Origin of the sequence: Loktanella agnita, from assembly GCF_046640325.1 — a bacterium.
GTDB lineage: Bacteria > Pseudomonadota > Alphaproteobacteria > Rhodobacterales > Rhodobacteraceae > Yoonia > Yoonia agnita.
Genome location: NZ_JBJMBF010000005.1, coordinates 147,851 through 174,267, shown reverse-complemented (window position 1 = coordinate 174,267; position 26,417 = coordinate 147,851). Strand labels below are relative to the sequence as shown.

Genomic DNA, 26,417 nt, shown 5'->3' with positions numbered 1-26,417 from the left:
ATTCCTAGACAGTGAGCGGGTGAAACACACGGGATTAGCTATAAAGATGCGGGCCTTACAGACAATCTCGCGACACTTGTTGTCGCGTGGAAATGCCGGCCAGTCATCGCGACTATGGCCGCATTTCGGGCTGGCGCTGGGTGCTGTTCTTATGTTGCTGATCACTGTCAGTGACACCGGCGGGAAAATCGCGACGGTCAATGCCCGCGCAACCGACGCGATACAGAACATCACAGCGCAGATCGTCACGGGACATGAAATTCTGGCTTTGGCCGAACAACTGGCCGCTGGTGCGCAGATCGATTCGGACAGGCTGGACGATTTGATCCTGCAATTTGCTGAGGCGCAGCAGGTGACAAATATGCGCGCGCAGATCTCGCGCATGTCAGCGGAGTATGTCCAACAGGCGCGGGGATTGGCGATAGCCACGCCAGTTGAGCGGCGAAATATTGCGACCAACCTGCACGATATTTTTGAGAATCAGGGGCTCCGCACTGCGCTGGCGGACAGCGCGGCACGGACTGCCGCCAATGCGAACAGTGAAACCGAACGCTTGCGCCGCATGCAACGTACATTGCTGACACTTATCGGTGCGGTCATATTGCTTGAAACACTTGGCGTGTTGCTGCCCCGCCAGATCGGGGCGCGGGCCATGATCGACAAGCTGCGCAAGCAAGCAACAAGCCTTCAGCGATCTCGGGCACAGCTTCAGCAGGCAAATAAGCAGTTGGAACAGTTGGCCAGCCACGATCCGCTGACAGGGCTGCCCAACCGCAATTCTCTGACGCATTATATGAAGAAAGCGATGATGCGAAAATGTCAGGTCGGGCACGGTGTGTTGCTTGTCGGGCTGGATGATTTCAACGGTGTCAACGACACGGCCGGATATGCAATCGGGGATGAGCTGTTGACCCAAGTCGCCACCCTTTTACGAAATTGCATCGACGATGAAAACATTGTCGGGCGGGTTGGCTGCGACGACTTTCTGTTAATGACCGAAGAGCCCCCGGCTGACGTGGCAAAACGTATCCTTGCCTCTTTTTCCGAACCTTTTGAGGTGATGGGCCGGCGTATCCCGATCACATCGAGCATTGGCTATCTGGAGATCACGGCAGAAGATCGCGATCCGCTGACCATGCTTGCCAATGCAGGGCTGGCGCTGCAATCCGCAAAAAAGGCAGGCGGGCACGCAGCGCATCCTTATACCCCCGATCTGCGGTCTGACATCGAACATATGCAACGCATTCAGGGTGATCTGTCAGCGGCCATTCAAAATGGTGAGATTGAACCCTGGTTTCAGCCGCAGATTCGCCTTACGGATGGCACCGTGCACGGGGTTGAGGTGCTGGCCCGCTGGCAGCATCCCACAATGGGGTTACTGAACCCGGTGGCCTTTCTGCCAGCCGCAGAACGTGCGGGGCTGACTGTCGAACTTGATCACGCAATCTGGCGTCAAGCGATGCAACATGCCCAAGGTTGGCAGGCCGAAAAGCTTTGGTACCCCCGGATTTCGCTGAACGCCGCACCGGATACGCTTTCTGATCCGTACCTGATCGAACGTGTTCTGCTGCACATGCAGAGGACCGGCCTTACTTCAGATCAGGTGGTGATTGAGGTGCTTGAGACCACACTGATCAACGGATCAGACGATATGGCATTTCTGAATATCGACAGTCTTGCCGAATGCGGTATCGCGCTGGAACTGGACGATTTCGGCACCGGCTATGCTTCATTGTCCCGGCTGACCCAACTGCCGGTGGCCGGGATCAAACTGGATCGGTCGCTTGTTGCGCCGCTGCCTGATCCCCGTGCCGACAGTATTCTGCGCGCACTCCTTGCTTTGGCGACAGAGCTTGATCTGCATGTGATCGCCGAAGGGGTCGAGGATGAAGCGATTGCTGCGCACCTGAATATGCGGGGCTGCCTGCTGGGGCAGGGTTATAGATTCGCACGCCCGATGCCCGCAGATGAGTTTACCGCATGGCTTAGCGAAAACGGGCAAGGGTGGCTGCCGTCTGAACCCAATATCGTGCAATTACCCAATCGGGCTTGAGCAATGCCTCCGCAATCCGTATCTCAACGGTGTTCAAACGCGAAAAAGGTCAGCACATGGCAAATCATCTTTACCAGAACGATCTGCCGGACGGGCTTGATCTGGGTCCCGTTGTCGCGATTGACTGCGAAACCATGGGCCTTAACCCACATCGCGACAGGCTGTGCCTGATCCAGATGTCCGGCGGCGACGGCGATTGCCATCTGGTGCAGGTAAATATGGGGCAAACGGCAGCGCCGAACCTTTGCGCGATGCTGGAAAATCCTGAGGTGTTAAAGCTATTTCATTTCGGTCGCTTCGATATTGCGGCCCTTTATCACACGTTCGGCGCGGTCACTGCGCCCGTTTATTGCACTAAAATCGCCTCCAAACTGGTTCGCACCTTTACCGACCGGCACGGACTGAAGACCTTGCTGCAAGACATGGTGGGCGTTGATATCTCGAAACAACAGCAACAAAGCGACTGGGGCGCGCCCGATCTGAGCGCGGCGCAATTGGATTACGCGGCCTCTGACGTGTTATATCTGCATCAGCTACGCGCAGCGTTCGATGTGTTGTTGGACCGCGAAGGCCGGACAGAGCTTGCGCAGGCCTGTTTCGATTTTCTGCCAACAAGGGCTCAGCTGGATGTGGCTGGTTGGCCTGACATCGACATCTTTTCGCACTAATGCCGGACACCGCAAAATTCTTGGCAGCCGGCCGCCGCGTGATCACGCAGGAAGCTGACGCATTGCAGGCGCTCGCCGCCGGGCTGGGCGATGGGTTCGCCGATGCGGTGACTTTGCTTTTGAACGCCAAAGGTCGGGTGATCGTCTCCGGGATGGGCAAATCAGGCCATATCGCCCGCAAGATTGCCGCGACCTTTGCCAGCACCGGCACCCCTGCCCATTTCGTGCATCCGGCCGAGGCAAGCCATGGCGATCTGGGCATGATGACGCGCGGCGACGTGGTGCTGGTTCTGTCCAATTCGGGCGAGACGCCGGAACTGGCCGATCTGGTGGCCTATACCCGCCGGTTTCAAATCCCGATGATCGGCGTGGCCAGCCGCGAAAAGAGCACGCTGCTGCAACAGGCGGATGTGCGCATCATCCTGCCCCAATTAGGCGAGGCTTGCGGGACCGGGGTTGTGCCGACAAGTTCGACGACAATGACGCTGGCCTTGGGCGATGCGTTGGCGATCGCCCTGATGGAGCATCGTGACTTCACCCCCGAAAATTTCCGCGACTTTCATCCGGGCGGCAAGCTGGGTGCGCGCCTGTCACGGGTGGCGGACCTGATGCATGTCGGTGATGCGGTCCCGCTGGTCCGGGGCGATTCGCCCATGAGCGATGTGATCCTGACGATCAGTCAAAAGGGATTTGGCGTGGCGGGCGTGCTCGATAGTGAAGGCGCCTTGGCGGGGATTGTGACTGACGGTGATTTGCGTCGTCATATGGATGGGTTGCTGGGTATGTGTGCGCAAGAGGTGATGACCCCGCACCCCAGAACGATTGCGCCGGATGCGCTGGCGGAACAGGCGGTCAGCGTAATGGCGGGCAAGATCACGACATTGTTTGCCGTTGATCCCGCTCTGCCGGGGCAGGTGCAGGGTATTTTGCATTTACATGACTGCCTGCGCGCAGGGGTGGTCTGAACGATGTCGGGCGCGGACAATCTTCATTCGCAACTGGTCGGCTGGGCCAAAATCCTGTTGCCCCTGTCGGCGCTGGCCCTGTTATCGACCCTGTTTCTGTTTTCGCGCGGGCAGAATGAACCCACCGATATCGCCATGTCAGAGGTCGAGGAAATCGCCCGCGAACAACGCCTGTCCGCACCGCGATTTTCCGGTGTCACCGATGACGGCGCTATTGTCGCTATCACTGCGCGCGAGGCCCGGCCTGACACCGCGCGCGCCGATACGGTGGCCATCGACGACTTGCGGATGCGCATGGAAAATCCGGATGGCAGCTTTGTCGAAGTGACCGGCACCGAAGGTGAGGTTGACGGGAATGCGCAGGTTGCCCGATTTCTGGGGCTGGCCCGGCTGATCAGTTCAGCTGGCTACGAGATGGAAACCAACGGGCTGATTGCAGAGCTTAAGACGGGGATTGTCACCTCCGACGGGTTGCTGGAAATCCATGCCCCGTTTGGCGAGTTGACTGCCGGACAGGTCACTTTTCACGTGACCGGGGATAATTTGGGGCAGCAGATACTATTCACCGATGGCGTCCGTTTGGTATACAGGCCACAAGAAGAGCGGTAACGCCGCAAAAGGATTTTACTCGTGCCCAGACAAATTGTGCTTTTGATAACCCTTTGGTTTGCAACGACGACGGCGGTGCTTGCGCAGACCAATATCAATCTGGGCGGCATGACTGTCGACCGCAGCTCCGCGATCGAGGTCACTTCGGAAAGCCTGTCCGTGGATCAGGAAACTGGCACTGCGGTTTTTATTGGCAATGTCATCATCGGGCAGGGCGATATGCGTCTTTCGGCTGGCCGGGTTGAGATCGTCTATGCCGAAGCCACGAGCGAAATCGCGCGGCTGGTCGCGACAGAGGGGGTCACTTTTGCCACCGCGAGCGAGGCCGCAGAAGCCCAGAGCGCAGATTATGATATCGCCACCGGCCTGTTGACCTTGTCTGGCGAAGTCCTTTTGACACAGGGCCCCAGTGCGGTGTCCGCCGAGCGCATGATCGTCAACGTCGATGACGGCACCGCCCAGATGGAAGGCCGCGTGCGCACCGTGTTGCAGCAGGGGCGTAACTGATGGCGGGTGCCCCTAACCTGACTTTGCAGGACGGCGATGTTGGTCTGCATATTGTCAATCTGCGCAAAAGCTATCGCAAGCGCCCGGTGATCCGGGACGTGACGATTGATCTGGGTCGGGGCGAGGTTGTGGCCCTGCTTGGGCCGAACGGATCGGGCAAGACGACCTGTTTTTATTCAATTGCTGGTCTGGTTACGCCGGAAGGTGGCAAGGTGATCATCGACGGGCGCGAAGTGACGACCCTGCCGATGTATCGCCGTGCGCAGATGGGAATCGGCTATCTGCCGCAGGAAATGTCTATCTTTCGTGGCATGAATGTCGAAGACAACATCATGGCGATTCTCGAAATCGCAGAGACCAACCGCCATCGCCGCCGGGAACGGCTGGAAGAACTGCTGTCGGAATTCTCAATTGAGCATCTGCGCCGCGCATCAGCGATGGCGCTATCAGGCGGGGAACGCCGCCGTGTCGAAATCGCGCGCTGTCTGGCGGCAGGCCCGAAATATGTGCTGCTGGATGAACCCTTTGCCGGGGTGGATCCGATTGCCGTTGGCGAAATCCGGCATCTGGTGGCTGATCTGAAAAACCGGGGAATCGGTGTGCTGATCACCGATCACAACGTGCAGGAAACGCTGCAAATCGTAGATCGCGCCTATATCCTGCATGATGGCAAAGTATTGATGAGTGGCACCACTGAAGAGGTGATCAAGGATGAGAACGTCCGCCGCGTTTATCTGGGCAATAATTTCCGCGTAAACTAAAGCAATTCAAAATCTTAGAATTCTTATCGGGGTCTTTCACCACAGGAACATTGACAAGTGCCTGTGTTTTGCCGCCAAATGTATGGAATGACAGACCCGAATTCTTTCCTGATCATCTTGCCGGCCCTGTCGTCTGCACGCGGGAAAAAATTGAACGAAACCGGTCTGTTGTTCGTTTCCACTCACAAGATGCAAAGTCTCGTCGCCCGCTGATCGGGAGGTGAGCGTTGCGTCAGTTTTTTAGACAGGAGAAATGATGCGATACCAAATCAGTGGGAAACAGATCGACATCGGTGAAGCCTTGCAAACCCATGTGCAGACAGAGCTTGATGCGATTCTGAACAAATATGCGGGCCGCCCGACCGAGGCATATGTCGTTTTTTCCAAATCCGGACATGAATTCGTCTGCGAGGCTGTCGTGCACCTGTCTACCGGGCTGACTGCGCAGGCAACCGGTAAGGCAAATGAAATTTATGCCTCTTTTGAAAGCAGCGCCGAGAAAATGGACAAACAGTTGCGCCGTTACAAGCGACGGTTGAAGGATCACCACGCCGGGCGTTCACAGCCAGTTGAACTTTCGGATGCCGGGTCCTATATCCTGCGGTCAACGGATGAATCGGATGAGGCCGAGACAGATAACATGAACGCCATGATCGTGGCCGAGATGGAGACAAAGATTCCTTCTCTCTCGGTTGGTGACGCGGTGATGCAAATGGAAATCGCGAGCGCCCCGGTGCTTGTTTTCCGGAACGAAAAACATAGTGGAATAAATGTCGTCTATCGCAGGGACGACGGAAATATCGGTTGGATTGACCCACGCACGGCGGGTTGAGCCACATCAAGTTGGTGAAAGAAGAGATCAATGGAACTTGGAACCATCCTGAAGGCTGATGCGGTCAAGACGATTTCGTCTTGCACCAGCAAGAAGCGCCTGTTTCATGATCTGGGCGAACTGGCAGAGGCAAGCTATGACTTGCCCGCCAGCACCGTTATCGATGCCCTCATCGAACGCGAAGGTCTGGGACCAACCGGCGTGGGCCAGGGCATTGCTTTGCCGCACGCCCGCCTGTCACAGGCGACACGTGTCTATGGCCTGTTTCTGCGTCTAGAAAAGCCCCTGCAATTCGACGCTGTTGACCGCATGCCGGTTGATCTGGTCTTTGCGCTGATCGCCCCGCAAAATGCAGGCGTTGATCACCTGAAGGCTTTGGCGCTGGTGTCCCGCACGCTGCGCAATGGCTCTATCTGTGCTAAGCTGCGCGCAAATAGCGATCCTGCGACGCTGCATACAATCCTGACAGAGATGCAGTCGTCGCAGGCGGCTTAAGCCCAGTCCCCAAATCCAAACGCAATATAGTCACGCTGATAAGCTTGCTTGGCCGCAGTTTCGAGCGCGTCGTCATAGATGCTGGCCAGCCTATGTTCCTGCGGATGTGACGGGTCCGGTAGCTTTACTGTATCGTTGCGCCCGATTTGTTGCGCCAAAAGTGACAGATCACGGGTCAGGTAGTCTTCGCGCAGGATCATGTCCGGCAGGGCAAATTGCGTCATCCCCTGTAGCAGGGTCAGCTGGCTGGCCCAACGCGGGTCCACGCGGATATTCGTCTGGCCGGACAGATTGTTACGCAGAAATTTCAAAAAACCCAAAAACGCGGCCTTGTGGTCTGCTTCGCTGTAATCATCGCCGGGTGATCTAGCGGGGATCGGCAGCTTGTGCACCTTGCGCAGCGCCGCCCTGATCCGGGGGAAACTGCCGGGGCCTTCAAAAAGAATACAGTCGCAAAACGCCGCATGTGCCCGGGCGAGCGGGTGCCGCAGCACGGCAAAGCTGCGATGGTGCGGGTGATCCTGCTGCCATTGTCGCAGGGTCTTCTGCGAGAAATTCTGTTGCAGCCCATCCGGGGTCACCCCGTCCAACGCGCCCAGCCATTCCATGACCGCCGCGTCCGGTCCGGAGCGTAGCGGCATGTAAAGCAGCGGGGCCTGCGCCGCCGCAAGATAGGTCGGGATTGCAGGCCCACGCCGTGGTTCGAAATTGGGCGTGCGCGACAAATCAAACCGATCGAGCCGCGCCAGCGCAGTTTGCATTTCGTCGAAATTCAACACCCTGTCTGCCAACGGTTCAGGGTTTTGTTTTTTCAGCTTTTTGTTCAGATTGGACAGCCGCGCGTCAACCCCCAGAAACATCGCCAGCCCGTTCAGCACATCAAGATCGTGCAGGTCGTCATAGCCAATATAGAATGCGGTTTGACCGGTTTTTTGCAGGGTGTTCAGCACCCGCAGTTGGAACGCCTGGATCGTTTCGAGGTGGGTTTCGAATGCCTCTGCCTCAAAGGTAATCTGGTTGGATTTGGAGTGGGTGGCGTTGGTCAGCTTCCATTGCCCAGTGGTCTGGGCGATCTTCCAGCTGACAAAACTATCGACGGGATTGCGGGTCAGGATGATCTTGGCGCAGCGCGGATCGGTCAGGCAGGCGTTCAGGATGCGCGGGTCGTGGTCGTTGAAAAACCGAAAGCCGGCAAGCCCGTTATCATCGCGGATCGCCGCAATCAGCCGCTGCGGGTCGTCGGTTCGGTCCTGCAATGTCAGCCCCAACAGCGTTTCGCTTTTGGGATAGCCGATGAACGCAGGGTTAAACGCCTCTCCGTGGCAGGTGACCCCGTCGAGCGTGTTGATATTCGCCTCAAGGAAATTGGAGCCGGTGCGCATTTCTGCCAGCACGATGAAATAGTCAAATCTGCTCATTTTTGCCCAATGATATAGGGTTTCGGTGGTTTTGGTCGTTCCGGTCGTCGCCCGGTGTCGGTGGCGAAGTCACCGGTCAGGAAGGGGTGCATACCCTGATTTTTCAACTCTTGCAGGAAGGCCGCAAACCCGGTGAGGTCTGCCATTTTCGGCACCTCTGTCAGGGTGGGCGCGCGGTGGCCTGCCATTTCGTCGATGATCGCCTGCAGTGTATCCATCGGAGCCTCGACAAAATCCGCAAGGGTCAGGATCCGGATGCGCGCACGGGCATAGGGGGATCGCAGGACCTTGATCAACTTGTGTTCGATCTGCTGCATTCGGGCGGCTTGGGCACGGGCCTTTGCCACCGGGCGACGGGACAGAAACAGCGGGATGGACCACGCGCCGGAGACGACCCAGACGCTCGCCCGCGTATCCTTGGCCAGCATCCAGCGAATCTGTTGCGTGTCGGCGGGGCCGAATTGGAAGCATTGATGGCTATCGCGTCCGTTCCAGATCAGGTTGGTGAGGAACATCGCACCATTATAGTCGCGTAACCGCGCGCTATCGCTGAGCCCGCCGCGAAAGATCGTCTCTTCCCCGGCGAAATGCGCCCTGTCTTTGGCATAGAGATGCCCGTGCACCGTCGCGCCGGTCCGCTTGCCCAGCCAGTCACCGAAATCTGGGAAGATATCGTCGAAGCCTTGCAGCATAGTATAGCGGGCTGCGGTGAACCCGTTTTCGCGCTCCATCACCGGGAAACGGCTTTGCATGTAAAGACCTGGCCGCCCGCGCTTGCGCCGCTCTACCGCTTTAGTGAAGACGCGGTCGATGGTGCTGGTGTTCGGTTCAGCCTTGGCGGAGATCGAGTCCGCTTTGCGCGGGAAGGCGTTGAAAAGCCCATCCGCTTGCGGCCAGATTTTGCGCGCGACAAAGGCGTCAGAGCGCAGCAAAAGCTCTTGATGGTCGTCGTAGAAGATATGTGGTTTGCCCTGATAGTCGAATTTGGACAGGGTCAGGGATCGGCTTTCGATCTTGCGGGCGTGCAGCCGTGCAAGCGTCTGGTAATAGCTTTCATCGGGGATCCAGACCTTGCGAAAGTAGTGATCGAACTCTGCCCGGCGCGGATCGTTCAGGATGCCGGTCAGGGTGGTCTTTGTCAGGCACCACCATTGCGACCCCATGTGCGGCTTTATCCCGTTGGGAATGCGCCGTTTGAATCCTAAGAGCTGCTGTACCTTCACATAGCGATCAAACAGTTTGCGGTGCTTTTTCCATGAAAAGGGAAAACGCAATGTGAACCGTTCCCGGTCCAGCCCGCCAACCGTCCAAGGCACGTCCGCAGTCGTCGCGCTTTCGATGAAATCGGTATCGGGGTGCGTGTCCAGATAGGCCCGCAGCTCTGCGATGGGGCGCAGGGGCAGGCAGGCGCCCGAGGCTAAATAAACGTGGCGCAGATCGGGATGCTGCGCCAGTAATTGCGCGGTGGCCGCTTGTGTTGCCGCGACAAGCCCCCATGTGCCCCATTCACAGCGAAACCGTTCGCTAAAGCTGACATTCTCCTGATCGCCAAGCGCCGCGATAAGCCGCGCGCAGTCGCCTGCGTCAGCCTTTTTGTCCACATGCACGGTGACGGGACAGCCGCCCGCAACCCAGTGCCGGACCATTTGTTCGGCCCGGTCGAAATTGGAATGCACCAGCATGACCACACCCAGCGTCATGCCCAATTCCCCTTGGACATCAGGCCCAGCATTTCGAGCTGGCGCCAGTTGATGTATTGCTCGCTCCACTTGCACCACAGATCCGGGTCAGCGCCGTAGCGGTCGGCGTAGGATTTGTATTCTTCGCCTTTGCGGTAATGTTCGGCGCGCGCGGCCTCTTCTGCGGCGCGCCCGCCGAAGGTGTTCAGGAATTTCGTGTGCAGCAGTATGCCAGAGGTCTTTTCGCCGCCATGCTGATCATAGACAAGGTTTAGCCCGCGCGGCAGGATCATATGGGTGGAACTGACATAGGTATAAGGCCGCTGCCATTTCACGAAGGGCACCTTGTTCAATGCCGGACTGCGTTTCGGTTTGTCTGCAAAGAATGTGCGTGCGCGCGGACCGCCCTGAATCCACAGATTGCGCAGCAGCGGGTTGCGCTTCATCGTGTAGTTGCCCGCGTCGAACCAGTTGCTGACGGTCAGCGGGTCTTGGCCACGGGTATAGACAGCCTTGCTGACCGCGCCTTTGGGATAAAGGTCTAGCAGCATCGCGCCAAACGACCGCACCTCTGACGCATCGAGCCAATCGCCCAGCGCCCGCAGCGGGCGTGTATCGCAGAACGGATAGACAAAGAATTCATCCACATCGACCGTCAGCGCCCAATGCCCGTGCGCATATTTGCCTTGTAACCACGTCAGCCAGTCCAGCCCATAGCGGGCATCGCCATAGCCCGCCTTTGTGGTCCAGAGAGAGACATCAGGCTGATCGGCCGCGACCTGCTGCCCGCCATCACTGCTGTCATTGTCGATCAGCAGAAAGTGGTTCACCCCTAATTCCCGATAGTAGTCCAGGAAATACGGCAGCCGCACATCTTCGTTTCGGAAGGTGCAGAACAGCAGGATATCATCCGGCAGGATTTGCGCGGTGCGATCCTGCACCGCTGTCAGGTCCCGCCCTTTTCGGCGCGCGCGTAATTTCCAGCGCTTGCGCTGTAACCGCAGCCGATATGATGTCCAAATACCCAAGCGTTTTCCTGATGTTCGCCTAACCGATTAACCCGTGAACCATATCAGACCCAATCCCCCTTTGACATCAGCCCCAGACTGACAAGCTGTTCCCATCCTTCATAGCGGGTAGAGTCGGGTGACCAGAGGTCCGGCCCTTCTGCCAGTTGTTGATGATAGTTTATATAAAGATCGCTATTTTCAAAGTGTTGTCGTCGCCCGATTTCTTCGGCGGATTTGGCGCGGATCACCGGTAGAAACTTTGTATGCAGCAGCGCGCCCGTTGGTCGGTCAGGATGATCGAACACATGGTTCAGCCGCAGCGGCAACATTTGGTGGGTGGAGCTAACATAGACATGGCGCCAGTGCCATTTCACCAGCGGCGTCTTGGACAAAGTAGGGGATTTATCGGGGTCATCCGCAAAGAACACCCGTTCCCGCACACCGCCCTGTATCCATCGGTTCTGATAGACTGGATGGGTCCGGTGCCGGTAGTTGTGCGCATCGAACCACGGCAAGGCTTTGATCGGGTCAGCCTCGCTGTCCTGCCCAAGCGGCCCTTTGGGGTACATTTCTAGCATGATCGCGCCAAAGGCGGGGATGTCCCGCTGGTCGAGCCATGTGGTCAGTTCCTGTAAATCGCGCGTTTCATCATGGGGAAAGGTCAACAGCTCATCTGCGTCAACCGTCAGACACCAGTGCCCGGCACCGTGTTGCCATTGCAGCCAGCCCAGCCAGTCCATGCCGAACCGCGCCAGTTTGTAGCTATGATCTGTCGTCCAAAGCGAAATATCAGGCTGATCGCGAAGATACGCAGCGGTGCCGTCGTCGCTGCCGTTGTCGACGATAAGGAAATGTTTGGCGCCCAGCGCACGGTAATGATCAAGGAAATGCGGCAGCCGCACCATTTCGTTTCGCATGGTCGCGAACAGAATGATATCGGACGGGCCGATATCGCCGGTCCTGTTGATCACCGAGGTAATTTGCCGCCGATTGCGCCAGATCCGCAGCAGAAAACGGCGGCGCTTCCAACGCATCCGGTAGCTCAGCCAAAGATCGGCTAATCGCCCGCGCTGGTGGGACACCGTTTAAGATGCCCTACTGCGCGGCGTATTGTTGGTCGTGCATCCCGGCGAGGAAATCACGCAGCTCGTCACGCAGTTCGGGCCGTTCCAGTGCAAAGGCCACGGTGGCCTGCAGGAAGCCAGCCTTGGAGCCGCAGTCGAAACGCTGCCCGTTGAACTTGAACCCGAACACATCGCGCCCGACGGTGATTTCATGCGCGATGGCATCGGTCAGCTGGAATTCACCACCCGCGCCACGGTCGATCTTGCTGACGTTTTCCAGCACGGTCGGCGCAAGGATATAGCGCCCGATCACGGCGAGGTTTGAAGGCGCTGTCCCGGCGGCTGGTTTTTCGACCATCCCCTGAATGGACGACACCGGACCGTTTTCCTTGGTAACGTTCAGAATGCCGTAAGAGGAGGTTTGTTCTGGTGACACCTCCATCGCGGCGACCATTGATCCGCCGGTTTCCTCGTAGGCTTCGACCATCTGTTGCAGGCAGGGTGTTTCTGCCGCGATCACGTCATCCGGCAGGATCACGGCAAAGGGTTCATCCCCGATCAGCTTGCGCGCGCAAGACACCGCATGCCCCAGCCCAAGTGGTTTGTGCTGGCGGATATAGGCAATCGCTCCGCTTTCCATATTCGTGCTTTTCAACACATCTAGCAGTTCGTTTTTGCCAGCATCGCTGAGCGAGGATTCCAAATCCGGGGCGTGGTCGAAATAGTCTTCCAACGCTGATTTGCCGCGTGAGGTGACAAAAATGAAATCCTCAATCCCGGCGGCGCGCGCTTCGTCAATCGCGTATTGGATAAGCGGTCGGTCGACCAGCGTCATGATTTCCTTTGGAACGGATTTTGTCGCGGGCAGAAACCTTGTGCCCTGCCCTGCCACGGGGAAGATCGCTTTGGTGACTTTTCTTTTCATGTTGGAGCCTTTCCGGACGGCGATGTGCTTTGCTGCGGTCTATCCACATCTATCATGTCAAATCTGAGACCAAAACCGCCGCATCGCAATTCCGATCCCTGCACAAAAACCAAACTGCAAATGCTGATCATTGGCATGCATCTGCCCAATTAGCATGCAAACGCGTTATGGGTGCCCCATATCCTGCAGCATGGTTTCTATACGTGAAACGTCCTCAGGGTTGTTAAGTTCCCAGAATTGCCGCCCATTGGCGTCTACTTCAACACACAGCATAGGCGTTCCGCGTTCAAGGAAACGCAGCTGTTCCAGCCCTTCGAGGTTTTCAAGCGCGCCGGGCGTCCATGTCGGATAGGCGCGCAGCGCGTCCGGGCGATACGCATAGACGCCGACATGGTGGAAAACCGGCGTTTCATCATGGTCGCTATAGGTTTTTCCGGTGAAGGGGATCACTTCTTTGGAAAAATATAGCGCGTTGTGATCGGCCCCGAAAACGGCCGTCGTACCTCCGACCCGGCCTTCACGCCGGTCTTGCAGCAGCCCGTTCAGCGCGCGCCCATCGGTGCGCAGCACCGGGGTTGCGACGGCAGATTGCGGGTGCGCCTGTAGCCCCGTGATCAGATCCGCGATGAACCAATGCGGTGTCAGCGGCGCATCCCCCTGCAGATTGACGATGATGTCATAGTGACCACCCAGATTGTCTAATGCCTCTGCGCAGCGCTCTGTCCCGTTGCGGCAGGTGGTCGCGGTCATCACAACCTCTGCCCCGAAGGCATCGGCCGCGTCGCGAATCCGGTCATCATCGGTGGCGACAACAACCCTGTCCACGCCATCGACGGCCATTGCCGCATCCCAAGAACGGCGGATCAGGCTTTTCGCCTCACCGGTGCTGCCACGCAATGTGACCAGCGGCTTGCCCGGATAACGCGACGACGCATAGCGCGCAGGGATGACGATCAGCACCGGCATCAGGGTTTTTCCAGCGTGATGTTGGGGGCAGTGGCGATGAAGAACGGGTTTTCAAAGCCGGGTTTGCCATAGCGCAGCGGCATATGATCATCGAAACGCAGCACATCACCCCCTGCGCCAGTCAGCACTGCATGGCCCGCCGCCGTGTCCCATTCCATCGTCCGGCCCAGCCGGGGGTAAAGGTCAGCCTCGCCCGTTGCGACAAGGCAAAATTTCAGCGAGGAACCTGCGCTTTTCATGTCCTGAACGCTATATTTGTTGATGTAATCGTCTGTTGCCTGATCCCGGTGGGATTTCGACGCGACAACCATCAGCCTATCCATATCAGGCTTTGCGACCCGGATCGGAGTCAGCGCGCCGGGCTGTTCTTTGGCGAAGGGGGCCGTTTCTTCGACACTTTGCCCATCGGCAGCGGTATAGAACAGCCTATCTTTGGCAGGGGCATAAACGATGCCACGTTGCGGAACGCCATTTTCCACATAAGCGATATTGACGGTAAAATCGCCGCGCCGGTGTACGAATTCCTTGGTGCCATCCAGTGGATCAACGATCAGGAACGTGCTGACCTGTTGGCTGTGCGATGCGGCCTGTTCCTCTGTCACCAGCGGTGTGTCAGGGAAGGCGGCGCGCAGACCGGCGGCGATGATTGCGTCAGCCGCTTCATCCGCTGCAGTCACCGGGCTGTCATCGCTTTTACTGCGCACATCAAAATCATCAGAGGCATAGATTTCCATGATCGCATCCCCCGCCTGAAGCGCGAGTTCACGCATGACAGAGGTCAGTTTTTCATAGTCCATCGGGCACCTCATATAGGCTGGATTGCATGGCGAAAAAGCGGTCGCATCCTTATGAGGTGACGTCAAGCGATCAGCAAGCTATTGATGGGATGATGGGTCAGCTACCGCCCCCGCATGAGAGTTCATATGTTTCAGACACAGGTCAAATCCTCCAAATCACGCAGCGCGTTCTTCATCCTTGAACTGATGTATCACGCGACTGTGCGGCAACTTCGGCAGTCACACCGCAGTGCGGTGATCGGACTGCTGATGAACATGATGCAAATGGTGATTTTCATTCTGGCTTTTGTGCTGCTGTTTCAGATGCTGGGCATGCGCAGTGCGGCGGTGCGCGGGGATTTCCTGCTGTACATCATGTCAGGTATTTTCGTTTATATGACGCATATCAAATCGGTCAGCGCGGTCATGGGGTCAGAAGGGCCGACCTCTGCCATGATGCAGCATGCGCCAATGAACACCGCCATTGCCATTTCAGCGAGCGCCTTATCAACGCTGTATATTCAGGTGCTATCACTCGTCCTGATCTTGACAGTCTACCATATCGCTTTTGTCCCGATCACGATCGACCAGCCGGTTGCGGCCATGGGGATGGTGCTGCTGTCGTGGTTTTCGGGATGCGCTGTGGGGATGGTTCTGCTGGCGATCAAGCCATGGGCACCCACCCTGGTATCGGTGATTCAGACAATTTATATCCGGGCAAACATGATCGCGTCAGGCAAGATGTTTCTGGCGAATTCGCTGCCTGCCCATATGCTGGCCATGTTTGACTGGAACCCACTGTTTCACATCATTGATCAGGCACGCGGGTTCATTTTTTTGCATTACAACCCGCATTTCAGCAACATTCCCTACCCGATCTACGTCGCGCTGACATTGCTGATGATCGGGCTGATGGGCGAATTCTATACCCGCCGGAATGCCTCAACCAGTTGGAATGCAGCGCGGTGATCGTCGTATGGGTGTATAGGGCGGCCTGATCCTGTGCGTGCGTTAACAAATGTCCCGAAAAAATACGCTGATTTGCAGGTTTTCCCGACGTAGCGGCGGTTGCAGGCGTCATTTCCGATCCCTATATACGCCAAGATCAAGATGAGTGCCAAAGCGCTGATCTGACTCACGTAACTGGCGCGAGTGCCGAAACGGGTTCGCGCCGCTCAAACCGCCTGAAGTAGAGGGATTTGAAAACATGGCCAAAGTTATTGGTATCGACCTAGGAACGACCAACTCTTGTATCGCCATCATGGATGGCTCTAAACCGCGCGTGATTGAAAACGCCGAAGGTGCGCGCACAACGCCATCTATCGTTGCTTTCACTGATGACGAGCGTCTCGTCGGTCAGCCTGCCAAACGTCAGGCGGTCACCAACCCTGAAAACACAATCTTTGCTGTGAAGCGTCTGATCGGCCGCCGGTTCGATGATAAAGACCTCGCCAAAGAAAAAAAGAACATGCCGTTTGAAATCATCAATGGCGGCAACGGCGACGCATGGGTGGAAAGCAAGGGTGAGAAATACTCCCCTAGCCAGATTTCCGCTTTCATCCTTGGTAAGATGAAAGAAACCGCTGAAAGCTACCTTGGCGAAGACGTGACACAAGCTGTCATCACCGTGCCCGCCTATTTCAACGACGCCCAGCGTCAGGCCACCAAAGATGCTGGCAAGATCGCTGGTCTGGAAGTGCTGCGGATCATCAACGAGCCGACAGCCGCCGCGCTAGCCTATGGTCTGGACAAGAAAGACAGCAAAACCATCGCTGTTTATGACCTTGGTGGTGGTACATTCGACGTCACCATTCTGGAAATCGACGACGGTCTGTTCGAAGTGAAATCCACCAACGGGGATACGTTCCTAGGCGGTGAAGATTTCGACATGCGCATCGTCAACTATCTGGCTGATGAGTTCAAAAAAGAGCACTCTGTCGATCTAACCAAAGACAAGATGGCGTTGCAGCGGCTGAAAGAAGCTGCCGAAAAAGCCAAGATTGAGCTGTCTTCGTCGTCCTCGACCGAAATCAACCAGCCGTTTATTTCGATGGGGTCCAACGGCCAACCGCTGCACATGGTCATGAAACTGACTCGTGCCAAGTTGGAAAGCCTTGTCAGCGATTTGATCAAGAACTCGATCAAACCCTGTAAAGAAGCCATCAAAGACGCAGGCCTTTCAGTCAGCGACATTGATGAGGTTGTTCTGGTTGGTGGTATGACCCGGATGCCCCGCGTCAAGGAAGAGGTTAGCAAGTTCTTTGGTAAGGAAGCACACCAAGGTGTGAACCCAGATGAGGTTGTCGCCATGGGTGCCGCCATTCAGGCCGGTGTTCTGCAAGGTGACGTGAAAGACGTTGTTCTGCTGGACGTGACACCGCTGTCGCTGGGGATTGAAACGCTGGGTGGCGTGTTCACTCGCCTGATCGACCGCAACACGACGATCCCGACCAAGAAGTCTCAGGTCTTCTCGACCGCTGAAGACAACCAGAACGCCGTGACATTGCGCGTGTTCCAGGGTGAGCGCGAAATGGCTGCCGACAACAAGATGCTCGGCCAGTTCAATCTGGAAGACATCCCACCAGCGCCACGCGGTCTGCCGCAGATCGAGGTAACCTTTGACATCGACGCCAACGGCATCGTTGAAGTGGGCGCCAAGGACAAAGGCACCGGCAAAGAGCAGAAGATCACGATTCAGGCCTCTGGCGGTCTGTCCGACGACGATATCGAAGCGATGGTCAAAGACGCCGAAGCGAATGCCGAGGCCGACAAAGCCCGCCGCGAGTTGGTCGATGCCAAGAACCAGGCTGAAAGCCTGATCCACTCGACCGAGAAGTCGATGGAAGAGCATGCTGACAAGGTCGATCCGACAACGATCGAAGCGATCGAGCTGGCTATTGCCGCGCTGAAGGACGAGCTGGAAACCGAGAACGCCGATAAGATCAAATCCGGCATTCAGAACGTGACCGAATCTGCCATGAAGTTGGGCGAAGCGATCTACAAGGCACAGCAGGAAGATGAAGGCGAAGCAGAGCCTGAAGCTTCTGCTGCCGATGACGACATCCTTGATGCCGACTTCGAAGACCTTGGCGACGAGAAGCGTGACAACTAAGGCGACGCGCCGTTAAGGAAACGGACCGGCCTGATACGAGGGCCGGTCTTTTCCATTCCCAAGGGGAAAAGTATCATGGCAAAACGTGACTATTATGATGTGCTGGGTGTCGCAAAGGGTGCTGACGCCGCTGCCATCAAGAAAGCCTATCGCCAGAAGGCGAAGGAACTGCATCCTGACCGGAACTCTGACAATCCCAACGCTGAATCCCAGTTCAAAGAGGCCAATGAAGCCTACGAAGTTCTGAAGGACGACAACAAGAAAGCGGCCTATGACCGCTATGGCCATGCGGCCTTTGAAAACGGCATGGGCGGTGGTGGTCAGCCGCGCGGTGGTTCGGGCGATTTCGGCAGCGCATTTTCCGATGTGTTCGACGACCTGTTCGGCGATTTCATGGGCGGACGCGGCGGTGGCGGACGCCGCGGTGGCGCGCAGCGGGGCAATGATTTGCGCTACAACCTGCGCATCAACCTTGAAGACGCTTATGCAGGGCTGCAAAAGACAATCAACGTCCCCACCGCGGTCGCTTGCGGATCCTGCAAAGGGACCGGTGCCGAAGATGGTTCCGAACCGCAAACCTGTCCGACCTGTTCGGGCATGGGCAAAGTGCGTGCGCAGCAGGGTTTCTTTACCGTTGAACGCACCTGCCCCACATGTTCGGGCATGGGTCAGATCATCAAGAGCCCCTGCAAGACATGCCACGGGGCCGGTCGTGTAGAAAAAGAACGGTCTCTGTCAGTCAACATCCCTGCCGGTGTTGAAACCGGCACCCGGATCCGGCTTGCCGGTGAAGGCGAGGCGGGGATGCGTGGCGGACCAAGCGGTGACCTTTATATCTTTATCGAGGTCAACGACCACGCCCTGTTCGAACGTGAAAGCACCAATCTGTTCTGCAAGGTGCCCGTGTCGATGACATCTGCTGCACTGGGCGGTGAGATCGAAGTGCCCACCATCGACGGTGGCCGCAGCCGGGTAAAGGTCCCCGAAGGGTCGCAATCCGGTCGTCAGATGCGCCTGCGTGGCAAGGGCATGCCAGCCCTGCGCGGCGGTGGCGCGGGTGATATGTTCATCGAGCTGGCCGTCGAAACCCCGGTCAAACTGACATCCCGTCAGCGTGAGCTGCTCAAGGAATTCGATGCGTTGAGCGAAGAGAACAACCCGCAGGGGTCCAGCTTCTTCAAATCGGTCAAGAGTTTCTGGGACTCGATGAAAAGCTAACGTTAACCGCAAGGTAACTAAGTTTTCGGCATGTTGGGATTATGAACCAATTTGCCGAATCCCACTCTCTTTTCTTCGATGTTGACAATGTGGAACAGATCACACCCTCAAAGGGGCGTGTTCCGTCTTATATGCGCGACCATCGCAAGCGGTTGCGTGAACGGTTCATGTCGGGCGGTGCGGCGTCAATGCCCGACTACGAAATGCTGGAACTTGTCTTGTTCCGCGCCATCCCGCGTCAGGATGTAAAGCCGCTGGCGCATGCGCTGTTGGATGCTTTTGGTGATTTCAACCGTGTCATATCTGCCTCAATCCCGCAGCTACGGCGGGTCAATGGCGTTGGTGAGGCGGTCGTGACAGAGCTGAAAATCGTCGAATCCGCCGCACATCGGTTGGCTCGTGCCAAGGTCATGCAGCGCCACGTGATGTCCGGCTGGGACGCGCTGCTGGACTATTGCCACACTGTGATGGCGCACAGGGACACCGAACAGTTTCGCATTCTTTATCTAGACACCAAAAACGTGCTGATCGCGGACGAAGAACAGGCCTGCGGGACCGTGGATCATGTGCCCGTCTACCCGCGCGAGGTGGTCAAGCGCGCATTGGAACTGAATGCGGCGGCGATTATCCTTGTCCACAATCACCCATCCGGCGACCCAACCCCGTCAGATGCAGATATCCAGATGACGGATCAGATTAATCAGGCCGCAGCAGCATTGGGCATTACCGTGCATGATCACCTGATCATCGGTAAATCCTGCGAGATGAGCTTTCGGGCGCAGGGCCTGTTCTAAATCGAAATGTTTTAAAGCGCGCCTTGCGCCACCGGTTACTCGCGCGCGGCTAGCGTGATCGTGTCAAACATGCCCTCTAACATTACAAATTCACCCACTGTATCACAGGATGGAATCCGCGCTTCGAACGCCTCTTTTTCTATCTGATCCGCGTGTGTCTGGATGATCATCGCGTCGATCACACGGCCACAATTCGCCTCTGTTGCCAGCACACCGATTTGCAGGTCGATGGCCCCCTGTTGATCATCAGTCGAAAAGGGGTAGGTGTATATTTGCGCCTGATAAGGCAGCTGCGCCGTGCGTACGCCCAGTTGCACCATGAAACCCGTGGTGCCTGCCAACACCTCTGCCGGGCGATCCATGGAACCAGACCAGACGTGTCCGGGCTCCCCAATCTGCGCCCCGAATTCCAGCGCATGCAGCTGGAGATTATCTGTACCCAGCCACTGCACCATCGCGCGGTCATATTGTGCCGCATCAGGCACCGCGATGGTCACCCGCCCTTCGACGATATTCTGAAAGCTGACCGTGAAGGATGCCGTATCCGACAAGGCCGGCACACGCATCTCTGCGTATCCGTTGCTGTCGGTCACACCTGAAAAAACAAGCGCATCATGCCTGACGACGAAACTAGTTTCCTTGTCACAAGGTGACGAAATTTCCAGTGCGACCAGCGCGGCACTGGTGGCACGCGCCTGAAACGATGTTTCGCAATCATCGAAAGGCAATGACAGAATCGTGCCCATTTTCGGCGTGTCATTCTGCGGGTAAATGTCACTGATGGCAGTGATAGCCCGCATATCGCCGCTGTGGTTCAGCGGTGTGGTGACAACGTCTGGAACACCGAACACGGAATTGCCATATGCGTTACCCGCGACCATAACGCTATGAACCACGCTGCGATCCCGTAGTTCCGCCTGTTGGTCAGGTTCCGGCTCTGCCCCCTGCCCGCTTTGCATGACAAAGCCAATGCCAAGGGCGACGGCAAACGTACCGACGACGGTCGCAACTGTCTTGACGCCGGACATGCCAATAACCCTTTGCTTATCCACCTTGCATGACAAGGTTGCCGCAGAACAGTGGCTTCAGCAGGACCCGAATATGGCGCTAATCAGGCGATTCGACCGTGGCAGTGCTTGAATTTCTTTCCGGATCCACAAGGGCACAGGTCGTTTCGTCCCGGGTTTCCCCAAGTGGTTGGATCGTTTTCATCAAAGCCTTCCAAGGCTTCCCCCGCCGGTTCAGCGGCAACTTCGGACGATGCGATGGGGGCTGCGGCGGCCTGTTGCTGACGCATCTGGGTGACCAGGCGTTCCTGTTCTTCCTGCGACATCGGGCGGATCTGCGACAGCTTCTGAGTCACATCGCTGCGCAATCCATCAAGTAGCCGTTCGAACAGCTGAAACCCTTCGGATTTATATTCGTTCAGCGGGTCACGCTGGGCATAGCCCCGGAACCCCACAACCGAACGCAGATGTTCAAGCGTCAGCAGATGCTCGCGCCATTTGGCATCAATCGTTTGCAGCAGAATTTGTTTTTCGATGCTGCGCATGGTCTGCGCGCCGAAGGCCTCTGTCTTTTCGGCCATGAATTTGTCGGCGGCCTCTTCCAGACGTTCGCTGATGTCATCATCATCAACGCCTTCTTCCTCCGCCCATTCAATCACTGGCACATCAAGGCCCAGATACTGAATGACATCAGCATAAAGCCCTTGGGCGTCCCACTGGTCAGCATAGCTGCGCGGCGGGATGTGCTGGGTCACGAGATCATCAATCACCTGATCGCGCATGTCTTTGACGATCTCTGACAGGTCCTTGGCTTCCATGATTTCGCGCCGTTGTGAAAAGATCACCTTGCGCTGATCGTTCATCACATCGTCGTATTTCAACAGCTGCTTACGGATATCAAAGTTACGGCCTTCAACCTTAGCCTGCGCGCGTTCGAGCGATTTGTTCACCCAAGGGTGCACAATCGCCTCACCTTCTTTCATGCCGAGGCCTGAAAGCACTTTGTCCAGCCGTTCGGACCCAAAGATGCGCATCAAATCGTCTTCGAGAGACAGGAAAAAAGCCGACCGGCCCGGGTCACCCTGACGGCCGGAACGGCCCCGCAGCTGGTTGTCGATCCGGCGGCTTTCGTGCCGTTCGGTTGCCAGAACGAACAGACCGCCCGCATCCTTGACCGCCTGCTCGGACGCGGCATGTTCTGCTTCGATCTCGGCGCGGATGGCTTCGTGGTTGCCATCGGGGCTTGCGGCGATGGCTTCGAGCACTGCAAATTCAACATTACCGCCAAGTTTGATGTCAGTACCGCGGCCCGCCATGTTGGTAGCGATGGTCACCGCGTTCAGCTTGCCCGCGTCAGCAATGATCTGCGCCTCTTTTTCGTGCTGGCGTGCGTTCAAAACGTTGAATTTTACGCCTTCCTTTTCCAAAAGCTGGGCTAGGAATTCAGATTTTTCGATGGATGTCGTCCCCACAAGAATCGGCTGACCCTTGGCGTGCGCTTCCTTGATTTCCTGAACGATGCCTTCGAATTTTTCGCGCGCGGTGCGATAAACCTGATCATGTTCGTCGATACGGGCGATGGGCCGGTTGGTGGGGACTTCCACAACGCCAAGACCATAGATTTCGCGGAATTCGTCAGCCTCGGTCGCGGCCGTGCCGGTCATGCCGGACAGCTTGTTGTAAAGCCGGAAATAGTTCTGGAACGTAACAGAGGCGAGCGTCACGTTCTCTGGCTTGATCGACACACCTTCCTTGGCCTCGATCGCCTGATGCAGCCCGTCCGACAGACGGCGACCGACCATCATCCGGCCAGTGAATTCATCAATCAGCACGACTTCGTCATCGCGGACAATGTAATCCTTGTCCTTTGAAAACAGCTTATGCGCGCGCAGCGCTTGGTTCACATGGTGTACCAATGTTGCGCTTTCGGGATCGTATAGCGTCTGCCCCTCTGGCAGTTGGCCCAGAACAGAAAGTCGTTCTTCCAGAAAATCATTGCCTTCGTCGGTGAAAGTCACCTGCCGGGTCTTTTCATCAAGGGTGAAATGATCGTCGAGGATTTCGGGGATCACCTTGTCGATGGCCGCATACATTTCGCTGCGGTCTTGCGCCGGGCCGGAAATGATCAGCGGTGTCCGCGCCTCGTCGACCAGAATGCTGTCCACCTCATCCACCACGGCGAAATTGTGGGGGCGCTGGTACATTTGGTCCAACTCGGACTTCATATTGTCGCGCAGATAATCGAAACCCAGTTCATTGTTGGTGGCATAGGTCACGTCGCAGGCATAGGCTTGACGTTTTTCTTCGTCGGGCTGCTGTGGCACAACGACGCCGGTGGTCATGCCAAGGGCAGTGTAAACATTGCTCATCCATTCGGCATCGCGACGGGCGAGGTAGTCGTTCACCGTAACGATATGCACGCCCTTGCCGCTTAGCGCGTTCAGATAGGATGGGAAGGTCGCGACAAGCGTCTTGCCTTCGCCGGTTTTCATTTCCGAAATATTGCCCTGATGCAGGAATATCCCACCCATCAGCTGTGTATCAAACGCCCGCAGACCAAGGGCGCGGCGTGCGCCTTCGCGGCAATTGGCAAAGGCTTCGGGCAGCAGATCATCGAGGCTTTCACCCTTGATCGCGCGGTCGCGCAGCTCTTGTGTCTTTTGCTTGATGCCGTCATCGGACAGCTTTTCAAATTCCGGTTCCAGAGCGTTGATTTTGGCAACCAGCGGTCGAACGGCTTTGATTTTGCGGTCGTTCGGTGTGCCAAACACCTTTTTGGCAATCATTCCGATACCCAGCATGTTCTCTCCGGCGGCGCGTCGGCGCCTGTCTGACATCTATTTGAGAGGAGGTCGCTTGTGGCCACGTATCAGGCCACATAGAAAGGGCCGAGGCCTGCCCCCTCGAGGCATTCATGGGATGTAAGGGGCCGGAAATGGAGTGTCAACGCTGCGCACCGGCGCAGTCAATCAAGGGATCGTTTTATGCTGAAACATGTTACATTTTTGGGTGCAACCGCGCTGTCGCTGGGACTGGCCGCAAGCGCATGGGCCCAAGACGCCGAAGCTGAGGTTGAAGCCACGGATGCCGCACCGGCGCAGGAACCTGAAACCCCATCCTATGTGGACGCAGATGCAAGCACGGTTATCGTCACTGTTGGTGAGACAGAGATCACCCTGGGTGAGCTGATTATCGCAAAGACCCGCCTGCCGCAGCAATATGCACAATTTCCCAACAGTGTGCTGTTTGAAGGGCTGGTTGATCAATTGATTCAACAGCAACTTCTTGCCGATGCGCTGGAAGGTGAGCCTGCGGTCGTAGAATATGCGCTGCGCAACGAACGCCGCACGCTGATGGCCAATGAAATGATCACAGGCGTTGTCGAAAATAGTGTGTCCGAAGACGATATTCAGGCCGCCTATGATGCCCGCTTTGCCGAGGTCGAGGAACTGCCAGAATTCAACGCATCCCATCTGTTGGTCGAAACCGAGGAAGAGGCCGTTGCCGCCAAGGCCCGCATTGATGAAGGCGCGGAATTCGCCGATGTGGCCCGCGATGTGTCCACCGGTCCAACTGGTCCGAATGGTGGCAATCTTGGCTGGTTCAGCACCGGCGCGATGGTGCCGGAATTCGAAAATGCCATTACAGCACTAGAGGTTGGCGCCGTTTCCGACCCGTTCGAAACCCAGTTCGGCTGGCATGTGGCCACATTGAACGAAAAGCGTGCCCAGTCGCAGCCGACGCTGGACGAGGTCCGTGGCCAGTTGATGAATGAACTGCAAGAAGCTGCCGTTACCGCAAAGCTGGATGAACTGGCGGCAAACACTGCGGTCGTGAAATCCGAGGCGGGTGAGATCAATCCTGATCTGCTCGATAACCTCGACCTGCTGCAGCAGTGACCATGACGGTTTCGCCCCTTGCCCCCGCTTTCTTTCCGGCGCTGCCGGTGATTGATGGTGTACACTTTGCATCTGTGGCGGCTGGCGTGCGTTATGCTGGCCGTCAGGATGTGATGCTGGCTGCGCTGGATGCGGGCACGGCAATCGCCGGTGTGTTCACCACATCGGCGACCCGGTCGGCCAACGTGTTGGATTGTCAGGCAAAAATGGGGGGCGCGGCCAGTGGCCCCGCCGCGATCATTGTGAATTCGGGCAATTCGAACGCTTTTACCGGCAAGTATGGCGACGGCAGCGTCGCGGCGATCTGCGCCGGTGTGGCACAGGTGATGGGCGTTGATCCGCAGCGCGTGTTCACCTCGTCCACCGGTGTTATCGGCGAGCCGCTGCCGCATGAGCGCATCACAGCAAAGCTGGATGAACTAACCGCCGGTCTGACAGCCGGTGCGATTGAAGGTGCAGCCCGTGCGATTATGACCACGGATACCTTTCCCAAAGGTGCTACGGCGACGGTTGAGATTGATGGCAAGCCAGTAAAAATCGCTGGAATTGCAAAGGGTTCCGGCATGATCGCCCCTGATATGGCGACGATGCTGGTCTATGTTTTCACGGATGCGAAAATCGCACAGAGCGATTTGCAGGCCTTGGTTTCACGGCTCAACAACCGCACCTTTAACTGCATTACGGTGGATAGCGATACTTCGACCTCTGACACGTTGCTGATGGCGGCGACGGGGGCATCTGGTGTGGATGTGACTGGCAGTGATGCCTTTGCGGATGCCTTGCATGGGGTCATGCTCGACCTTGCGCATCAGGTGGTTCGCGATGGTGAAGGTGCCACGAAATTTGTTGAAATTCAGGTGGATAGCGCCGCAAATGATGCTGATGCCCGGCGTGTGGCGATGGCGATTGCGAACTCTCCACTGGTGAAAACGGCCATTGCGGGTGAGGACCCGAACTGGGGGCGCATCGTGATGGCGGTGGGTAAATCCGGCGCCAAAGCTGACCGTGATCTGCTGAACATCCGATTTGGCGATATTCTGGTCGCGGAAGAAGGCTGGCGCTCGCCGTCCTATACGGAAGAAGCCGGGGCGGCTTATATGAAAAACGCTGAACTGCTGATCAAAGTCGGGATGGGTTTGGGCGCGGGAACGGCCACGGTTTGGACATGTGATCTGACCCATCGCTATATTCAGATCAACGCGGATTACCGGTCGTGAAGACGGTTCTTGTCTCTGCTGTGGCGCTGATTGACCCGGATGGGCGTGTGCTGTTGGCCCAGCGCCCGGAAGGTAAGTCATTGGCCGGGTTATGGGAATTTCCCGGTGGCAAGGTGGAGCCGGGCGAAACGCCTGAGGTGGCCTTGATCCGGGAATTACAGGAAGAGCTAGGTATTGATACCTGGGCGTCCTGTCTGGCCCCGCTGACATTTGCCAGCCATTCCTATGATAATTTCCACCTGCTGATGCCGCTATTTGCCTGCCGCAAATGGGAGGGCACGCCTCAAGCGCAAGAGGGGCAGCGTCTGAAATGGGTGCGCGCCAATGAGCTGCGCGATTATCCGATGCCCCCTGCCGATATCCCGCTGATCCCGATCCTGCGCGATTGGTTGTGAGCCCCGGCGCAACGCGCGGTGGTGTTGCCTGAGGGGTGGTTTTCGCG

24 protein-coding genes are annotated in these 26,417 nt (G+C 56.9%); 15 read left to right on the top strand and 9 right to left on the bottom strand.

Annotated features, from left to right (window positions below; all coding sequences use genetic code 11):
• Nucleotides 1–46 precede the first annotated feature (46 nt).
• The 8 genes from ACJ5NV_RS07415 (at nt 47) to ACJ5NV_RS07380 (ending at nt 6,890) form a co-directional block, all read left to right on the top strand.
• Nucleotides 47–2,053 (top strand): putative bifunctional diguanylate cyclase/phosphodiesterase, encoded by a 2,007-nt coding sequence (locus ACJ5NV_RS07415; protein WP_411643012.1) that lies wholly within the window; start codon nt 47–49, stop codon nt 2,051–2,053.
• 56 nt (nt 2,054–2,109) lie between these two features.
• Entirely contained in the window at nt 2,110–2,721 is a 612-nt protein-coding gene (locus tag ACJ5NV_RS07410; RefSeq protein ID WP_411643010.1) for a ribonuclease D, read from the top strand.
• Entirely contained in the window at nt 2,721–3,686 is a 966-nt protein-coding gene (locus tag ACJ5NV_RS07405; protein WP_411643009.1) for a KpsF/GutQ family sugar-phosphate isomerase, read from the top strand. The genes ACJ5NV_RS07410 and ACJ5NV_RS07405 overlap by 1 nt, the downstream gene beginning before the upstream one ends.
• A 3-nt stretch (nt 3,687–3,689) precedes the next feature.
• Nucleotides 3,690–4,295 (top strand): hypothetical protein, encoded by a 606-nt coding sequence (locus ACJ5NV_RS07400; RefSeq protein WP_411643008.1) that lies wholly within the window; start codon nt 3,690–3,692, stop codon nt 4,293–4,295.
• 21 nt (nt 4,296–4,316) lie between these two features.
• Nucleotides 4,317–4,802, top strand: coding sequence for an LptA/OstA family protein (locus ACJ5NV_RS07395; RefSeq protein ID WP_411643007.1), 486 nt, complete (start codon nt 4,317–4,319; stop codon nt 4,800–4,802).
• Complete coding sequence (gene lptB, locus ACJ5NV_RS07390; protein WP_411643005.1) at nt 4,802–5,563, top strand: LPS export ABC transporter ATP-binding protein; 762 nt, start codon at nt 4,802–4,804, stop codon at nt 5,561–5,563. The genes ACJ5NV_RS07395 and lptB overlap by 1 nt, the downstream gene beginning before the upstream one ends.
• 256 nt (nt 5,564–5,819) lie before the next feature.
• Nucleotides 5,820–6,395: a ribosome hibernation-promoting factor, HPF/YfiA family gene (gene hpf, locus ACJ5NV_RS07385; protein WP_411643131.1), complete on the top strand. Its 576-nt coding sequence runs from the start codon at nt 5,820–5,822 to the stop codon at nt 6,393–6,395.
• 30 nt (nt 6,396–6,425) lie between these two features.
• The gene (locus ACJ5NV_RS07380; RefSeq protein WP_411643004.1) at nt 6,426–6,890 is read left to right on the top strand and encodes a PTS sugar transporter subunit IIA; all 465 of its coding nucleotides are present in this window, start codon (nt 6,426–6,428) and stop codon (nt 6,888–6,890) included.
• Here ACJ5NV_RS07380 and ACJ5NV_RS07375 read toward each other — a convergent pair.
• The 7 genes from ACJ5NV_RS07375 to cysQ form a co-directional block, all read right to left on the bottom strand.
• On the bottom strand, nt 6,887–8,308 hold the full coding sequence (locus tag ACJ5NV_RS07375) for a sulfotransferase family 2 domain-containing protein (protein ID WP_411643002.1): 1,422 nt from the start codon (nt 8,306–8,308) through the stop codon (nt 6,887–6,889). The two genes, ACJ5NV_RS07380 and ACJ5NV_RS07375, sit on opposite strands and share 4 nt — an antisense overlap.
• Nucleotides 8,305–10,008 carry a DUF5927 domain-containing protein gene (locus ACJ5NV_RS07370; protein ID WP_411643000.1) on the bottom strand — a complete coding sequence of 568 codons (1,704 nt, stop codon included), beginning with the start codon at nt 10,006–10,008 and terminating at the stop codon, nt 8,305–8,307. The genes ACJ5NV_RS07375 and ACJ5NV_RS07370 overlap by 4 nt, the downstream gene beginning before the upstream one ends.
• A complete protein-coding gene (locus ACJ5NV_RS07365) occupies nt 10,005–11,015 on the bottom strand; it encodes a glycosyltransferase family 2 protein (protein WP_411642998.1) in 1,011 nt (336 codons plus the stop codon). Before ACJ5NV_RS07365 ends, ACJ5NV_RS07370 begins: the two co-directional genes overlap by 4 nt.
• A gap of 44 nt (nt 11,016–11,059) precedes the next feature.
• Complete coding sequence (locus ACJ5NV_RS07360; protein WP_411642997.1) at nt 11,060–12,031, bottom strand: glycosyltransferase family 2 protein; 972 nt, start codon at nt 12,029–12,031, stop codon at nt 11,060–11,062.
• Between the two features lie 61 nt (nt 12,032–12,092).
• A complete protein-coding gene (locus tag ACJ5NV_RS07355) occupies nt 12,093–12,986 on the bottom strand; it encodes a UTP--glucose-1-phosphate uridylyltransferase (RefSeq protein WP_411642996.1) in 894 nt (297 codons plus the stop codon).
• Between the two features lie 165 nt (nt 12,987–13,151).
• On the bottom strand, nt 13,152–13,952 hold the full coding sequence (locus ACJ5NV_RS07350; RefSeq protein WP_411642995.1) for a 3-deoxy-manno-octulosonate cytidylyltransferase family protein: 801 nt from the start codon (nt 13,950–13,952) through the stop codon (nt 13,152–13,154).
• Complete coding sequence (gene cysQ, locus ACJ5NV_RS07345; RefSeq protein ID WP_411642994.1) at nt 13,952–14,749, bottom strand: 3'(2'),5'-bisphosphate nucleotidase CysQ; 798 nt, start codon at nt 14,747–14,749, stop codon at nt 13,952–13,954. Before cysQ ends, ACJ5NV_RS07350 begins: the two co-directional genes overlap by 1 nt.
• 126 nt (nt 14,750–14,875) lie before the next feature.
• On the opposite strand from cysQ, the gene ACJ5NV_RS07340 reads away from it, so the two are divergent.
• The 4 genes from ACJ5NV_RS07340 to radC all read left to right on the top strand — a co-directional run bounded on the left by ACJ5NV_RS07340 (nt 14,876) and on the right by radC (nt 19,852).
• The gene (locus ACJ5NV_RS07340) at nt 14,876–15,697 is read left to right on the top strand and encodes an ABC transporter permease (protein ID WP_411642993.1); all 822 of its coding nucleotides are present in this window, start codon (nt 14,876–14,878) and stop codon (nt 15,695–15,697) included.
• A 238-nt stretch (nt 15,698–15,935) separates the two neighbouring features.
• Complete coding sequence (gene dnaK / locus ACJ5NV_RS07335; RefSeq protein ID WP_411642992.1) at nt 15,936–17,840, top strand: molecular chaperone DnaK; 1,905 nt, start codon at nt 15,936–15,938, stop codon at nt 17,838–17,840.
• Nucleotides 17,841–17,915: 75 nt separating this feature from the next.
• Entirely contained in the window at nt 17,916–19,058 is a 1,143-nt protein-coding gene (gene dnaJ, locus ACJ5NV_RS07330; RefSeq protein ID WP_411642991.1) for a molecular chaperone DnaJ, read from the top strand.
• A gap of 41 nt (nt 19,059–19,099) precedes the next feature.
• A complete protein-coding gene (radC, locus tag ACJ5NV_RS07325; protein ID WP_411642990.1) occupies nt 19,100–19,852 on the top strand; it encodes a RadC family protein in 753 nt (250 codons plus the stop codon).
• Between the two features lie 35 nt (nt 19,853–19,887).
• Here the strand turns inward: radC and ACJ5NV_RS07320 are convergent, their stop codons facing one another.
• Together ACJ5NV_RS07320 and secA are read right to left on the bottom strand one after the other, a co-directional pair.
• Entirely contained in the window at nt 19,888–20,880 is a 993-nt protein-coding gene (locus ACJ5NV_RS07320) for a hypothetical protein (RefSeq protein WP_411642989.1), read from the bottom strand.
• 83 nt (nt 20,881–20,963) lie between these two features.
• Entirely contained in the window at nt 20,964–23,660 is a 2,697-nt protein-coding gene (gene secA, locus ACJ5NV_RS07315) for a preprotein translocase subunit SecA (protein WP_411642988.1), read from the bottom strand.
• Nucleotides 23,661–23,843: 183 nt separating this feature from the next.
• Between secA and ACJ5NV_RS07310 the strand changes: the two genes are divergently transcribed.
• Genes ACJ5NV_RS07310 through mutT form a run of 3 tightly spaced genes read left to right on the top strand, consistent with a single transcriptional unit; the run spans nt 23,844 to nt 26,370 of the window.
• Nucleotides 23,844–24,758, top strand: coding sequence for a peptidylprolyl isomerase (locus tag ACJ5NV_RS07310; protein ID WP_411642987.1), 915 nt, complete (start codon nt 23,844–23,846; stop codon nt 24,756–24,758).
• Between the two features lie 2 nt (nt 24,759–24,760).
• Nucleotides 24,761–25,975: a bifunctional glutamate N-acetyltransferase/amino-acid acetyltransferase ArgJ gene (gene argJ, locus ACJ5NV_RS07305; RefSeq protein ID WP_411642986.1), complete on the top strand. Its 1,215-nt coding sequence runs from the start codon at nt 24,761–24,763 to the stop codon at nt 25,973–25,975.
• Nucleotides 25,972–26,370: an 8-oxo-dGTP diphosphatase MutT gene (mutT, locus tag ACJ5NV_RS07300; protein ID WP_411642985.1), complete on the top strand. Its 399-nt coding sequence runs from the start codon at nt 25,972–25,974 to the stop codon at nt 26,368–26,370. The genes argJ and mutT overlap by 4 nt, the downstream gene beginning before the upstream one ends.
• The last annotated feature ends 47 nt before the right edge of the window (nt 26,371–26,417 follow it).

What these genes read in the sequence shown, in the direction of transcription:
- argJ (WP_411642986.1), top strand. Translation starts at nt 24,761, where the DNA reads ATGACGGTTTCGCCCCTTGCCCCCGCTTTCTTTCCGGCGCTGCCGGTG.
- ACJ5NV_RS07405 (WP_411643009.1), top strand. Translation starts at nt 2,721, where the DNA reads ATGCCGGACACCGCAAAATTCTTGGCAGCCGGCCGCCGCGTGATCACG.
- ACJ5NV_RS07355 (WP_411642996.1), bottom strand. Translation starts at nt 12,986, where the DNA reads ATGAAAAGAAAAGTCACCAAAGCGATCTTCCCCGTGGCAGGGCAGGGC.
- ACJ5NV_RS07310 (WP_411642987.1), top strand. Translation starts at nt 23,844, where the DNA reads ATGCTGAAACATGTTACATTTTTGGGTGCAACCGCGCTGTCGCTGGGA.
- radC (WP_411642990.1), top strand. Translation starts at nt 19,100, where the DNA reads ATGAACCAATTTGCCGAATCCCACTCTCTTTTCTTCGATGTTGACAAT.
- ACJ5NV_RS07370 (WP_411643000.1), bottom strand. Translation starts at nt 10,008, where the DNA reads ATGACGCTGGGTGTGGTCATGCTGGTGCATTCCAATTTCGACCGGGCC.
- ACJ5NV_RS07320 (WP_411642989.1), bottom strand. Translation starts at nt 20,880, where the DNA reads ATGTCCGGCGTCAAGACAGTTGCGACCGTCGTCGGTACGTTTGCCGTC.
- ACJ5NV_RS07410 (WP_411643010.1), top strand. Translation starts at nt 2,110, where the DNA reads ATGGCAAATCATCTTTACCAGAACGATCTGCCGGACGGGCTTGATCTG.
- dnaK (WP_411642992.1), top strand. Translation starts at nt 15,936, where the DNA reads ATGGCCAAAGTTATTGGTATCGACCTAGGAACGACCAACTCTTGTATC.
- hpf (WP_411643131.1), top strand. Translation starts at nt 5,820, where the DNA reads ATGCGATACCAAATCAGTGGGAAACAGATCGACATCGGTGAAGCCTTG.
- ACJ5NV_RS07350 (WP_411642995.1), bottom strand. Translation starts at nt 13,952, where the DNA reads ATGCCGGTGCTGATCGTCATCCCTGCGCGCTATGCGTCGTCGCGTTAT.
- ACJ5NV_RS07415 (WP_411643012.1), top strand. Translation starts at nt 47, where the DNA reads ATGCGGGCCTTACAGACAATCTCGCGACACTTGTTGTCGCGTGGAAAT.
- ACJ5NV_RS07360 (WP_411642997.1), bottom strand. Translation starts at nt 12,031, where the DNA reads ATGCGTTGGAAGCGCCGCCGTTTTCTGCTGCGGATCTGGCGCAATCGG.
- ACJ5NV_RS07340 (WP_411642993.1), top strand. Translation starts at nt 14,876, where the DNA reads ATGTTTCAGACACAGGTCAAATCCTCCAAATCACGCAGCGCGTTCTTC.
- lptB (WP_411643005.1), top strand. Translation starts at nt 4,802, where the DNA reads ATGGCGGGTGCCCCTAACCTGACTTTGCAGGACGGCGATGTTGGTCTG.
- dnaJ (WP_411642991.1), top strand. Translation starts at nt 17,916, where the DNA reads ATGGCAAAACGTGACTATTATGATGTGCTGGGTGTCGCAAAGGGTGCT.
- secA (WP_411642988.1), bottom strand. Translation starts at nt 23,660, where the DNA reads ATGCTGGGTATCGGAATGATTGCCAAAAAGGTGTTTGGCACACCGAAC.
- ACJ5NV_RS07380 (WP_411643004.1), top strand. Translation starts at nt 6,426, where the DNA reads ATGGAACTTGGAACCATCCTGAAGGCTGATGCGGTCAAGACGATTTCG.
- ACJ5NV_RS07375 (WP_411643002.1), bottom strand. Translation starts at nt 8,308, where the DNA reads ATGAGCAGATTTGACTATTTCATCGTGCTGGCAGAAATGCGCACCGGC.
- ACJ5NV_RS07400 (WP_411643008.1), top strand. Translation starts at nt 3,690, where the DNA reads ATGTCGGGCGCGGACAATCTTCATTCGCAACTGGTCGGCTGGGCCAAA.
- cysQ (WP_411642994.1), bottom strand. Translation starts at nt 14,749, where the DNA reads ATGGACTATGAAAAACTGACCTCTGTCATGCGTGAACTCGCGCTTCAG.